Here is a 14,169-nt window from a genome sequence, read left to right on the forward strand (position 1 = left end):
CTCCTAGATATGCCACGCCATATGGTCCGTAAACTCGTTCGGTTCTAATGGCAATGCATGGCGCCGTGGTACATAAGATCCTTTGTCAAATCGATCTACCTTAGGACGCCGATAAATGATGTGATCTGGTTCCGTTTCAAAGATGATTACATTTCTAGGAACATCTCGTTTGATGACTAAGTTACAACCTATCTTTGAACCTGTTCCTACCGTTATATCCCCTAATACTTTGGTACCAGCACCAATAAGCACATCATCTTCCACCGTAGGATGACGTTTTATCTTGCGCGAATCCATCCCACCAAGGGTCACACCGTGAAAGAGGGTCACATTATCTCCAACGATAGCTGTTTCACCGATGACAACTCCCATCCCATGGTCAATGAACAAACCTTTGCCAATTTGCGCTCCTGGGTGAATTTCTATCCCTGTTACTCGCCGTGAGTGTAACGCCACTCTTCGCGCCAAGGTAAACCAACCTTTTCGGTACAGGCGATGCGCAAAAAAGTGCCAAAACAAGGCTGTTATATGAGGATATGTCCAAACTACCATGAACCAAGAGGTAGCCGCTGGATCAGATTGTAATACGCGCTGTATGTTATATCGAATGGAATTCCATACCTCTCTCATAAATACCTCCCTATACAGAGATAGCATGGCCTAGACCATGCTATCTTTCGTATCACAATCGATTAAGAATGAATCCAATCTACACTTTCAAATTGAATCATAGATAGATATTTTTCTACTCCGTCTGGAGCTACTACGACAACGTCCACATCTGGGAATTTGCGACCGTATTGACGAGCCACCAAGATAGCCGCTGCAGAGGAAATACCAATACCAATACCAGTTTCTCGCATGAAGTTACCTACTTCTTCAATGGCATCTTCATCAGTGACTGTTTGTACTTCGTCCATCAAAGAAGAGTCGAAGTTTTCTGGAATGAATCCAGCCCCAAGGCCTTGGATTTTATGAACGCCGCCAGTACCACGAGAAATTACTGGAGATCCTTCTGGCTCTACAGCTACCGCTTTAATATACGGATGTTGCTCTTTCAAAGCTTTTGTAACACCAGTGAAAGTACCACCTGTACCAATACCAGCTACGAAAATGCCTACATTCGGTACATCCCGTAAAATTTCTTTTGCCGTAGTTTCATAATGAGCTGTTGGATTTGCTGGGTTCACAAATTGACCTAGTGTCACCGCATTTGGATAGTTATCTAGAATTTCTTGCGCTTTTCCAAGAGCACCTTTCATACCCAACTCTTTTGGAGTCAAAATTAATTGAGCACCGTACGCTTTGATTAATTCGCGGCGTTCTTTACTCATACTTTCAGGCATAATGATGATTGTTTTAATGGATAACATAGCTCCTAGCATAGCCAACGCAATACCAGTGTTGCCGCTAGTGGCTTCTACGATGATCGTATCATTTTTAATTAAGCCTTTTTCTTTCGCGTCTTGTAACATACCAAGAACAGCACGGTCTTTTACACTGCCGCCAGCATTATACTTTTCTAATTTTACATATACATTAGTATCTGGAATTCGATATATTGGTGTGTTTCCAATTAAGTCGATTGCATTTTTTACAACAGCCATAATAATTCTCCTCTACTTAGACTTCATATATAAAACACTTAAATTTATTCCTATTGTATAGATGGGATTTGATTTTGTCAACCAAATTTTTCTCAAAATTTCAATTATTTTGATTGGAAGCCACCATGACCCATACGGATACAATCTTCTTTTGTAATCTGCACATCTGCTAATAACCGTGGCGTAATCACATCAAAAGCACTCGGATTATTGTATAGTACACCGCCTGGTACCCCTAATACTGGCGTACCATCTTCTAAATAAGCAATGCACACCATAGACCCCGGCAACACTGGCAATCCATAGGTCACCACTTCTTTTGCACGACGCGCAATAGCACCTGGTGTTAAGTCATCAGGATCTACACTCATGCCGCCAGTGCAGAATATAATCTCTGCCCCTTGAGCTTTTACTTTGTCCATAGCCTCTACAATTTGATCTGTATCATCTGGCACAATTTCATGCGCTACTAGTTCCACACCATAGTCTGATACACGCTCTTGGATAACCGCGGTGAAAGCATCCTCAATACGACCAGCAAAAACTTCACTACCCGTAGTAACAATGCCCATTTTCTTACGCACAAATGGATGTACCTGTAAGAAAGGCTCCTTGCCTTCACATAATCGTTTTGCTTCCTCTAACTGCCATGCTTCTAATAACAGCGGAATACATCGCATGCCCGCTACCGCTTGACCTGCTTTCACAGGTGTACCATGTAGGCGTGTAACGATCGTTAATTCTCCAATACTATTAACCTTGTGAAGTCCTTCTACATCCACAGTCAATACACCATCGTGATTCGCCAACGCCTCAATCTTCCCCTGTTGCACTGGGGTAGGGCTGATAGATGGATGTTCACAAAAACGATATAATGCTTCCGCCACTTGCTCCTCGTGAACTAAGTTATAATCGCTTTCTTCCATCACATAAATATGCTCTTTTCCTAATTGCAATAGTAAAGCCACATCTTCTTCTCGAATCACGTGCCCTCGTTTAAACGGTGTATCTTTCACTTCTCCAATAACGATGCGCACAATATCGTGGCAAAGTGCTTGCCCCACTGCATCTTTTACATGTATTTCTTTCATCCTATTATCCCCACATTCGTTTACCAATGGTGAAAGCCAGCCCGCATAGGCCATATCCAATTAATACCTGTCCACCCATGTAGGATAGCATATACCACAAGCCTTTTTCTTGTAGCATATACCCTTCAAAGATAAAGGTAGAAAATGTTGTTAGCCCACCTAAAAAACCTGTAATACATAACAGTTTAACCCAAGGTGATAGATTGGGATGCCCTTCAATGTATGCCATACCTAAGCCGATTAACATGGAACCTATTATATTTACTATTACTGTCCCCCAAGGATACAGCGCACCTTTCGTGACCATGTACTGCCCGATGCCATATCTCGATAAGGCGCCAATCGCTCCACCAATAGCCACTGCTATATATACATTCATAATCAAACTCCTTTATGCCTTTATTATACACCACATTAAGTATGATTATATACTAAAGTGTGAGATTTTCTCTCTCGATTTATATATAAGATGTTATAGTTCTACATTATATCGCAAGTGCTTACTACATTTTTTATTATATATGATACCGACCTTTTATATATTACATATCTCGCAGTTAGTAAGGTATGTATTGAAGAATCCAATTTATACTATTCTAACCTTATATGCATTGCCTCTATCACAGAGTATAAGTTGATCCACATAGTAACCTCAAGCATACTTATGCTAGTATACCTTTTTACTCATTACAGAAAACTTATTTATACAAGCCATGCCCGAGTGCAACTACACAAACGCCCTAGTTCAACTACTCTTATACAGGTTCTATAATATAAAAACTGGACAAATTAATGCTGTCCCCCAAATTTGACAAAGAGCTCTTATACATCAAAAAAAGAACTGCCTATGTCTAGGCAGTTCTTCTTGTTCATATTTAGTTACCAGGATGTTTTACTAAATCTTGACCCGCAATACCAGGGCGTGTCATTTCTTTTGGAGACAGGATATAATCCATTTCTTCTTTCGTTAATAATCCTTGTTCTAGAATAATTTCTTTTACACTACGATCAGTTTCCAAAGCTTCTTTCGCTAATGCAGAGGCATTTTCATAACCGATATGTGGCAACAAGGCTGTTACAATGCCAACAGAACGTTCTAGCCAGTATTCGCATTGTTCTTTATCTACTTCAAGATCAATCAACAATTTATCTACAAATGTGTTCACCGCATTTTTTAAGTAGCACATGGAGTTGAACAAGTTATACGCAATGACTGGCTCCATTACGTTCAATTCAAACTGTCCATTTTCCACGCCAAGGGAAATTGTTAAATCATTACCGATGACTTGATAACAAGTTTGATTCAATACTTCTGCGATAACTGGGTTTACTTTACCTGGCATGATAGAAGAGCCTGGTTGACGTGGAGGTAATCTTAACTCACCAATACCGCAACGAGGGCCAGATGCCATTAAACGGAAATCATTAGCCATTTTAATCAATACTAGAGCTGTTACTTTCAAGCCAGAGGAAATATCTGCAAACACGTCTGTATTATTGGTCGCATCAATTAAGTTATCCGCCGTAATGAACGGTTCACCTACAACACGAGATAACTCATCTACGACAGCTTTGATATATGTAGGTTCTGCATTTAAGCCAGTACCAACAGCAGTAGCACCCATATTAACGGTATGTGCTTCTAACATAGCGGATTTAATACGACGAATACCACGACGCACGCCAGATGCATAAGCCCCCATTTCTTGACCTAATGTAATTGGCACAGCATCTTGCAAGTGAGTACGACCCATTTTTAAGATTTCTTTATATTCTTCTGCTTTTTTATCTAGTTCATCCGCTAAACGGCGAAGTGCCATTAATAGAGGTTTACTTTTCATGATGGCACATACTTTAATCGCCGTAGGGAACGTATCATTCGTAGATTGCGCCATATTCACATGGTTATTAGGGGATACGATATCGTATTGACCTTTTTCATAGCCTAAAATTTCCAAGGCACGATTTGCTAATACTTCATTCATATTCATATTGAAAGAAGTACCTGCTCCACCTTGAATAGGGTCCACTGGGAATTGATCATTGAAGTTACCACGTACTACCTCATCTGCAGCACGACTGATAGCTTGCCCAATTTTTTCATCTAAACGACCTGTACTCATATTTGCTAAGGCACATGCTTTTTTAACCATAGCCATAGCTTTTACAAAGTCTAAGTCAATTTGTTTACCTGTAATAAAAAAGTTTTCAATACCACGTAATGTTTGTACACCATAGTACAACTCATCAGCTAATTCCAATTCACCTAGAAAATCATGTTCTTTTCTCATAGTATACCTCTTTTCATACAACATCAGATGCATAGGCACCTACTGTATAAGTTTTGTTTATATGATATACCTGTATTATATCATGTATCTTGTATACATAATAGAGATATACTTTCTAGTTACGAATAATGCTACCTTGTATATCCGACTAAATAACTTAAACTCATAGAACCCATTATTTTTTATCATTTTGGCATATTTCTATAGACTATATAGGAATATTACATATTCAGCATATGCCTGTATTAAAAGTAACTACACAACTATGATAGCTAATTTTCATCTCCTCATATGAAAAAGTGGTTGCAACCGGGTAGCAACGATTTCAATGTATATCCTTTTAACTCCCTTTTAGAAAACAAGAAACCCAGTAACTAGGCTAGTTACTGGGTTTTCATTTTGTATTGAATTATTCTGCTGTGAATGGCAACAACGCGATTGCACGAGCACGTTTAATTGCAAGTGTTAATTTACGTTGATGTTTAGCACAAACACCAGAAATACGACGTGGAAGAATTTTGCCACGTTCAGTCGTAAAACGACGAAGTTTAGCAATATCTTTATAGTCGATTTGATCAGCATGGTCAACACAGAAGTTGCATACTTTTCTTCTTGGTTTTCTGCCTCTATCTCTTCTCATTGAGAAACCTCCTTTGATATAGTTGTAGAGTTCTTAGCTTAGAACGGAATTTCTTCACCTGCGCCTGCACCGGAACCTGCACCAAAATCATCAAAATTGGATGCACTACCGTCAAAGGCATCAAATGTTTGCGTATCCAAGGCTTGGCCCACGAAATTAGCAACCACTTCTGTTACATATCGTTTTGTGCCATCTTGTGCTTCGTAAGAACGAGTCGCAATACGACCTTCTACAAAACAACGGCTACCTTTACGCAAGTTACCCGCAGCTTCTCCTAATTTTCCCCAAGCTACACAGTTTACAAACGCAGTTTGTTCCTTAGTCTCACCGTTTTGATCCACATAAGTATTGGATGCAGCCACTGTAAAAGTAGCAACAGCTCGACCAGTTTTTGTGTAACGCACCTCAGGGTCACGAGCTAAATTTCCTAAAAGTTGTACAGAATTCATATTCTTAACCTCCTTAGGCTATTATTGTTCGTGTTTTACAATCAGGTGTCTAAGAACGTTATCGTCGATTTTAAGTACGCGGTCGATTTCTTTGATTTCGCCAGGAGCTGCTTCAAAGTTAATCAATACGTATACGCCATCAGTATGTTTGTTTACTGCATAAGCTAAACGGCGTTTACCCCAAACGTCAACTTTCTCAACTGTACCGCCAACACGAGCAATTAAAGCTTCAATTTTGTCAAAAGTAGCTTTGTTTGTCTCTTCATCAGCCGGTTTCACAATCACCATGACTTCGTATTTGTTCATACAAAATCACCTCCTCTTTCGGACTAACGCCCCTATCTCACATAGGGGTAGGAAGATGCTTACCATCAATAAGCTTTATTATTTTACACTATTCCACCTAGAATTGCAAGGAAAACATGAAAATAGACACGACTCCAAAGGAGCTATGTCTACCTCATTATAATAGGACTCGTATACCTTAAATTACGCTTCTGCTTGTTTTGTTAATTTAGCATAACTTTCCGCTTCTACTTCTTTTTGTGTTCTATAGTCTTGTGGTAATGTGGATAAACGAATCCAGCTACGAATAGCTTCTACTAATACCACTAGAATCATAATGAACATTGCCACAGAGAAAGCTACTAAAATCCATTTACCAGCTGGCACATAGTTATAGAATACGTTTTCATAGTCAGCCGCAACAGCCACTATCGCCATGAGTATGGTCGGTACTCCAGTTACCCATGCATATCGTTTTTTACCTAAACGCATGATAATCGTCGTACTTACAGCCAATGTCATGGTGCCTAATAATTGGTTAGATACACCGAATAATGGCCAAATTGTACCGATGTTACCTTGTAATACGAGATAGCCCCACATAATACAAATCAATGCAGCACAACCATATACGCCAGGAGCCCAATGTTGATCATTGAATTTAGGCCAGTATAAGCCAAGCAATTCTTGTAATAAATAACGACCTACACGAGTACCTGCATCAATCAATGTCATGATGAATAAAGCTTCAAACATAATACAGAAGTGATACCAATATCCTAATAAGTGGTCCATATTAGGAAGACGAGAGAAGATATGTGCCATACCTACCGCTAAGGATACGGCGCCACCAGGACGATGCATCAAGTCTTCTCCTACTAGGGCCGATAAGACTGGTAATTCATGCACTTGAAGTCCCAAAGCTCTGAAAGATTCTGCTGTAGAGTTAATCGCAAAATAATCATCTGGATGTAATGCAGTAGCCGCAATCATAGCCATCATAGAGATGAAAGATTCTGTTAACATACCACCATAACCGATCGGTAATACTTCTCTTTCATTCGTTAACATTTTAGGTGTAGTACCTGTAGCGATAACCGTATGGAAACCAGATAAGGCACCACACGCAATAGTAATGAAGATATATGGGAATACAGACCCTTTTAATACAGGACCGCCACCCCAAATATAATCTGTTACCGCTGGCATTTGAATTTCTGGCATTACAATGATAATACCCAATGCCAATGCGCCAATAGTACCGATTTTAAGGTATGTGGATAGATAATCACGAGGCGCTAATAACAACCAAACTGGCAAAGCTGCTGCAAAGAAACCATACACAGCTAACATAATTTCGATGGTTTTTAAATCATAAATAAACCAAGATGCATATTCACTAGCCGCAATATTAGGTCCATAAATAATGGCTGCAAAGATGAGTGCCACCCCAATAATTGTAGCTTCTTGAATTTTTCCAGGGCGCAACCATTGTAGATAAATACCGATAAAAATAGCAATAGGAATCGTTGCAAATACTGAGAAAAATGCCCAAGCTGAATTATGAAGTGCATTGGCTACTACTACCGCCATACCTGCTAATGTAATAACAAGTAAGAACAATGTGGCTAACATAGCTCCTAAACCAGCAATTTTGCTGATCTCTTCACGTGTAATATCAGCAATGGATTTACCATCATACCGAATTGATGCGAAAAGAATAACCATGTCGTGGACTGCACCGGCAAATACGGAGCCGATTAAAATCCACAGAGTACCTGGTAAGTACCCGAACTGCGCTGCAATAACCGGACCTACCAAAGGACCTGCCCCTGCAATCGCCGCAAAGTGATGACCGAATGTAACCCATTTGTTCGTAGGCACATAATCGTGTCCATCATTGTGTACCATAGCTGGCGTCATTCGATATTGATCAAGTGTCAACACTTTAGCCGCTATGAATGCCCCGTAAAAACGATACCCTAACATCAAGATACACGCTGAGGCAATAACTAAATAAATACCATTCATGACCATACATACACCCCCTAAATGTTAGATGAGTCACGCAAAACATACCTATGCATCTCATGACATCACCCTATGATCTATGCAAAAAAGTAAATTGGTATTTCTAATTTAATTATAGTACACTTTTCATCAATGTCAATTTACTATTTCTCATAACAAGTGACATACTTACTTTGTACAACCCTGAATTTTCAAGGGTTTTCAAAGATATGAACACTCTTCATTCTCAATATTACAATATTTCATATCCATATATAATAGACAGAACCCATTATATCGTTCTTCTAGTATAGTCATCCAAAAATTGTTTGTACTCTTCTACTACAGAAATAAACGATTCTCGCCCCATGGCTACATTCAAAGCATTCCTCCAACGTGCTGCTTCTGGTAAACCTTTAATATAGAAACTAGCATGAGTCCGAATTTCTCGTGTAGCCAAATCCACACCTTTATAGTGACATAGCAAATCATAATGACGTAACAGCATAGCAATGCGTTCCACACCCGTTGGATGTGGACGATAGTGTCCCGTTTCTAGATATTCATTAATCTGTTGAAATAACCAAGGATTTCCTTGTGCTGCACGGCCTATGAGCATCGCATCACAACCAGTATACTCTAGCAAGGCTTTTGCACTTTCAGGAGAATTGACGTCACCATTGCCGATGACGGGGATTGTTAAGGCTGATTTCACCGCTTTAATGTAATCCCAATTAGCCTTGCCGCTATACATCTGTTCACGAGTACGACCATGCACGGCTACGGCAGCGACCCCTACGGATTCCATACGTTGTGCCATATCTACTACGTTGATAGATGCGTCATCCCAGCCTAGGCGCAACTTGACCGTTACTGGAATTTGCACCGCTTTTACAGCTAATTCTGCCACCTTCATGGCTAACTCTGGAGTCTTCATAAGCGCCGAGCCATCACCCGAAGATACAACTTTCTTCACAGGACAACCCATATTAATATCTACTATCGGTGCCCCCACTGCCTCTACCACTTTTGCACCAATGGCAATGGCTTCTGGGTCTGACCCAAAAATTTGCATAGACACAGGCTGTTCTACTGCTTCCATATAGAGTAATTCTTTTGTATGTTCATTATTATATTTAATCCCCATGGCACTGACCATTTCCGTACATACGAAAGAGGCCCCCATTTCTTTTGCTAATAAGCGATAGGACACATCGCTAAATCCAGCCATGGGCGCTAACCCAATACGGCCAGGAATTGTGACATGTCCTATGTGCCAGGATTCATTATTGATTTCTTTCATAAATAAGTCGTAATCCTTCTAATGTCATCATTGGATCAATGTGATCAATTACATCTGTTTCTGCACTAATAAGAGGTGCTAAACCGCCTGTAGCTACAACTTTTGTACCTTCTGGCATTTCTCGTTTCATACGAGCCACAATGCCTTCCACTTGTCCAACATATCCAAATAATACACCTGCCTGCATGGCGCCAACTGTGTTGCGACCAATGACAGGACCAGGATTTTTAATTTCAATTCTTGGTAACTTAGCTGTGCGACCAAATAAGGCTTCTGCAGAGATACCAATACCAGGAGAAATAGCGCCGCCCAAGTACACACCACCATCTAATACAGCAGAATATGTCGTAGCTGTACCAAAATCAATGATAATTAAGTTGCCGCCATATTTTTCATAAGCAGCCACTGCATCTACAATTAAATCCGCTCCTAGTTCACGTGGGTTTTCATATTTAATAGAAATCCCTGTTTTAATACCAGGTCCTACAAATAATGGTTTCTTATGAAAATAGCGCAAGCATACGCGCTCTAACGTAGGGTTCAAAGGAGGTACTACAGAGGAAATAATCACTGCCTCTACATCCTCTTTATTCACCTTTGGGTCATGAAGAAATAAATTGCTCAACAGCATGCCATATTCATCGGTAGTTCTCCCACGATCGGTAGAAATGCGCCAATGAGCCATGATTTCTTTTCCCTCATATACGCCTAATACGATATTCGTATTCCCTACGTCTACAACTAATAACATCTTAATATCCTCCTCCAGTGGAGCGTATAGACACATCCCCTGCTATGATACGTTCCTCACGTCCATCCTCTAATTGAACGATTAGATTTCCATCTCTATCTAAATCTTTAGCGTACCCTATATAATCTTTGTCTGGCGCTTTTACCAACACCTCTTTATATAAAGTTACGCTATACTGTTTCCATTCTTCTAAAGTAGAATCAAAACCTTCATTACATACCTTTTCATACTGCTCTTCTAAAGCTTTTAAAATCACAGCAAAGGCTTCTTTACGATCCACCTCTATACCTGCTATGGCAAAGGACATAACCTTATCCTTCAACTCCTCACTAACTTCCTCAATGGTCGTATGTGTGTTGATCCCAATCCCTAACACAATATAGTTAATCTCTTCCATGGTGCCATTCATTTCTGTTAGAATGCCCACCATTTTACGAGCTCCTACCAATATATCGTTAGGCCATTTAATGCCCGCCTCTGAAAGTCCCAACTCACGGAATGCTTTTACCAAGGCAACACCTGCCATCAAAGTACATTTTGAGGCTTCCATAGGCAAAAATTTGGGTCTAAGAATTAAGCTAAACCAAAGCCCTTTTCCATATGGTGAATACCAACCTCTAGATAAGCGACCACGACCGGAAGATTGTTCTTCTGCACACACCACAGTTCCCTCTGGAACTCCATCCATGGCTAAGGCCTTAGCAATGCTATTCGTAGATTCTAATCGTTCTTCGTACACATAATAGCGTCCAAAGGATTGTGTTTGCAGTACCCCTTCCATCTCTTCAGGGCTAATCAAATTTGGCTCCTCTAGCAATCGATATCCCTTCTTTGTGAAGGATTCGATGACATAGCCACGCTTGCGTAGCACTTCTATATGCTTCCAAATCGCTGTGCGCGACACATGGCAAGCCTCTGACATAGCTTGTCCTGATACAAATTGATCTCTGTTTTCTTTTAAAAAGTCTAGTATTTCATCTCTCACGGCTTGTCGCCTCCTTACCTGTAGCGAGGTTTACAATACGATTGTACAGAGGTACCACATAAAAAGCAAGTCTTTTCTAAGTAATTCACTGTTCATAGCTATGCGAATTTGGTACAACTAAACAAGATTCACTATACACACACTATTGAATTCCTCCTAACATGCACAAAAGGTACCTTCCCCGTAGGGAAGATACCTTGGCTATAGCATCTTAGATTATTCTTTTGATGTATCAATTTTTTCTGGCATCACGATACCAGCTGCTTCTAGAGGAGTTTTCTTGCCTTTTTCTTCCTCTTCTACTTTTTCTTGTACCTCTTCTGGACTTAGTAAAGTGCCATAGCGATACAAGTTTTCCACTTGCTTAGCATCAATGGTTTCTTCTTCCAATAAAGCTTTTGCCATATTATGCAAGAAATCAATATTTTCTGTTAACAAGTTCATCACATCTCCGTATGCTTCTGCTACGATACGATGCATTTCGTTGTCAATTTTTTCAGCCACTGCTTCGCCATAATTGCGTTCAGAGCCTAAGCTTTTACCTAAGAAGACTTGCTCTTGGTGTTCACCAAATACCAATGGTCCTAACTCATCGCTCATACCTAAACGAGTAATCATTTCACGAGCAATGTTCGTCACCATTTGCAAATCCCCAGAGGCGCCGCTACTGATTTCTTTCAGCACTATAGCCTCTGCACAGCGGCCACCCAAAGCCACGCGAATTTGCGCCAACAATTGGGAACGAGTCATATAGTTTTTCTCTTCTTGTGGAAGCATCATAGTGTAACCACCTGCGCTACCACGAGGAATGATTGTTACCTTATGCACTGGATCTGCATTCGGCCATAAGTGAGCCACTATGGCATGACCAGATTCATGGTAGGCTGTCAATTCACGTTCTTTTTCACTTACCACATGACTTCTACGCTCAGGTCCGTAGCTTACTTTCTCACTAGCCTCTTCTAAGTCATGCATGGAAATCGTTTTACGATCTTGACGAGCTGCCAATAAAGCTGCTTCATTTAATAAATTGCTCAAATCAGCACCAGTAAAGCCAGGCACTTTTTTTGCAATGGTTTTTAAATCTACATCTGGATCCAGCGGTTTATTACGAGCATGAACTTGTAAAATCGCTTCACGACCACGAAGATCTGGACGACCTACTGTCACTTGACGGTCAAAACGACCTGGGCGCAATAATGCTGGGTCTAAAATATCTGGGCGGTTCGTAGCAGCAATGGTAATAATGCCTTCGTTAGCACCGAACCCATCCATTTCTACCAATAATTGGTTCAATGTTTGTTCACGTTCATCATGACCGCCACCTAGACCGGCACCACGTTGACGACCTACCGCATCAATTTCATCGATGAAAATAATGCATGGTGCATTTTTCTTAGCTTGACTAAATAAGTCACGCACACGAGAAGCACCGACACCGACGAACATTTCTACAAAGTCGGAACCACTGATTGTAAAAAATGGAACTCCTGCTTCCCCTGCTACCGCACGAGCTAATAATGTTTTACCTGTACCTGGAGGGCCAAATAATAAGACCCCTTTCGGAATTTTAGCGCCAATCGCATTGAATTTGCCAGGATTACGCAAGAATTCAACGACTTCTTCTAATTCTTGTTTCGCCTCATCTGCGCCAGCCACATCCTTAAAGGTCACATTTACTTTGCCTTCTCCTTGCATTTTAGCACGGGATTTACCAAAGTTCATGACACGACCAGATCCACCTTGCGTAGATTGCATCATAAAGAACCAGAATCCAATAATCAATACAATTGGTAAGGCAGATGTTAATAAACTAACCCACCAAGCAGGTTGCTCAGGAGGTTGCGCCGTCACATCTACACCACCTTCGGACAATTTTGCAAAAATACCTGCATCACTCGGTGCATAGGTTGCAAATTCTGTACCGGATTTTAATTTACCTGTAATCGAATGATCCCCTGTAATTGTGACACTCTCTACATTTTTTCGTTGTACCTCTTGTAGGAACGATGTATATGTAATTTCTGATTTATTTTTAGTACCTTCAGAAAAAGAGTTAATTGCTGCCACTGCGGCCACAATTATCAACAAATAGAGGAGTACATTTTTTAAGCCTCGCTTCAAATTTTTCTCCTTTCTCATCTATAATCTAAATTGATACTTATTTATCATATCAAATTTTGTCGAATATATCAACGATTATTGATAGACTTCTTCTTTCAAAATGCCTATATAAGGCAATTGACGATATTTTTCATCGTAATCTAAACCATAACCAATCACAAACTCATCAGGGATAACAAATCCTTCATAGTCTACATGGACATCTACTTTACGACGATCTGGTTTATTCAATAAGGAACAAAGACGAACGCTTGCTGCCTTACGAGATTGTAAGTTTTCTAGTAAATAAGACAAAGTAGTACCTGTATCTACAATATCTTCTACTACAATGACGTGTTTTCCTTCTACAGGACGGTCTAAATCCTTTAGAATGCGCACAACGCCACTGCTCACCGTGCTACTACCATAGCTAGAGCAAGAAATAAAATCCATTTTTACATCGCCTTCAATATGACGTGCTAAATCTGTAAAGAATACAATGGCCCCTTTTAATACGCCTACAAGGACAATTTCTTTACCTTTATAATCTTCTGTAATTTGACGGCCTAATTCTGCCACTCGTTTTTGAATTTGTTCTTCTGAAAGTAATAATTCTTTCACTTCTGGTATCATAGTAACTCCTTATTAGTTAGG

14 protein-coding genes are annotated in these 14,169 nt (G+C 40.2%); all 14 read right to left on the reverse strand.

Annotation, left to right across the window (positions count from 1 at the left end; translation table 11 throughout):
• Positions 1–3 precede the first annotated feature (3 nt).
• The 14 genes from epsC to hpt all read right to left on the reverse strand — a co-directional run bounded on the left by epsC (position 4) and on the right by hpt (position 14,148).
• Entirely contained in the window at positions 4–630 is a 627-nt protein-coding gene (gene epsC, locus EO127_RS08160) for a serine O-acetyltransferase EpsC (protein WP_127448878.1), read from the reverse strand.
• Between the two features lie 62 nt (positions 631–692).
• The gene (locus tag EO127_RS08165; protein ID WP_127448879.1) at positions 693–1,607 is read right to left on the reverse strand and encodes a PLP-dependent cysteine synthase family protein; all 915 of its coding nucleotides are present in this window, start codon (positions 1,605–1,607) and stop codon (positions 693–695) included.
• Between the two features lie 104 nt (positions 1,608–1,711).
• Positions 1,712–2,698, reverse strand: a complete 987-nt coding sequence (locus tag EO127_RS08170) for a molybdopterin-binding protein (protein ID WP_127448880.1) — start codon at positions 2,696–2,698, stop codon at positions 1,712–1,714.
• Between the two features lie 4 nt (positions 2,699–2,702).
• Positions 2,703–3,077, reverse strand: coding sequence for a CrcB family protein (locus tag EO127_RS08175; RefSeq protein WP_127448881.1), 375 nt, complete (start codon positions 3,075–3,077; stop codon positions 2,703–2,705).
• Positions 3,078–3,573: 496 nt separating this feature from the next.
• Positions 3,574–4,989, reverse strand: a complete 1,416-nt coding sequence (locus tag EO127_RS08180; RefSeq protein WP_127448882.1) for an aspartate ammonia-lyase — start codon at positions 4,987–4,989, stop codon at positions 3,574–3,576.
• Between the two features lie 409 nt (positions 4,990–5,398).
• Positions 5,399–5,629 (reverse strand): 30S ribosomal protein S18, encoded by a 231-nt coding sequence (rpsR, locus tag EO127_RS08185; protein ID WP_009353119.1) that lies wholly within the window; start codon positions 5,627–5,629, stop codon positions 5,399–5,401.
• A gap of 38 nt (positions 5,630–5,667) precedes the next feature.
• Positions 5,668–6,078, reverse strand: a complete 411-nt coding sequence (locus EO127_RS08190; protein ID WP_127448883.1) for a single-stranded DNA-binding protein — start codon at positions 6,076–6,078, stop codon at positions 5,668–5,670.
• Positions 6,079–6,099: 21 nt separating this feature from the next.
• Complete coding sequence (gene rpsF / locus EO127_RS08195) at positions 6,100–6,384, reverse strand: 30S ribosomal protein S6 (protein ID WP_126938917.1); 285 nt, start codon at positions 6,382–6,384, stop codon at positions 6,100–6,102.
• Positions 6,385–6,567: 183 nt separating this feature from the next.
• Positions 6,568–8,400, reverse strand: coding sequence for a carbon starvation protein A (locus EO127_RS08200; RefSeq protein ID WP_127448884.1), 1,833 nt, complete (start codon positions 8,398–8,400; stop codon positions 6,568–6,570).
• Positions 8,401–8,665: 265 nt separating this feature from the next.
• A complete protein-coding gene (dusB, locus tag EO127_RS08205; RefSeq protein WP_127448885.1) occupies positions 8,666–9,676 on the reverse strand; it encodes a tRNA dihydrouridine synthase DusB in 1,011 nt (336 codons plus the stop codon).
• Entirely contained in the window at positions 9,660–10,427 is a 768-nt protein-coding gene (locus tag EO127_RS08210; protein ID WP_127448886.1) for a type III pantothenate kinase, read from the reverse strand. The genes dusB and EO127_RS08210 overlap by 17 nt, the downstream gene beginning before the upstream one ends.
• Before the next feature lies 1 nt (position 10,428).
• Positions 10,429–11,412: a biotin--[acetyl-CoA-carboxylase] ligase gene (locus EO127_RS08215; RefSeq protein WP_127448887.1), complete on the reverse strand. Its 984-nt coding sequence runs from the start codon at positions 11,410–11,412 to the stop codon at positions 10,429–10,431.
• 216 nt (positions 11,413–11,628) lie between these two features.
• Positions 11,629–13,536, reverse strand: coding sequence for an ATP-dependent zinc metalloprotease FtsH (gene ftsH, locus EO127_RS08220; protein WP_256359604.1), 1,908 nt, complete (start codon positions 13,534–13,536; stop codon positions 11,629–11,631).
• Between the two features lie 75 nt (positions 13,537–13,611).
• The gene (hpt, locus tag EO127_RS08225; protein WP_127448889.1) at positions 13,612–14,148 is read right to left on the reverse strand and encodes a hypoxanthine phosphoribosyltransferase; all 537 of its coding nucleotides are present in this window, start codon (positions 14,146–14,148) and stop codon (positions 13,612–13,614) included.
• Positions 14,149–14,169: the final 21 nt, after the last annotated feature.

It is taken from the genome of Veillonella sp. 3310 (assembly GCF_003999875.1).
Classification (GTDB): domain Bacteria; phylum Bacillota; class Negativicutes; order Veillonellales; family Veillonellaceae; genus F0422.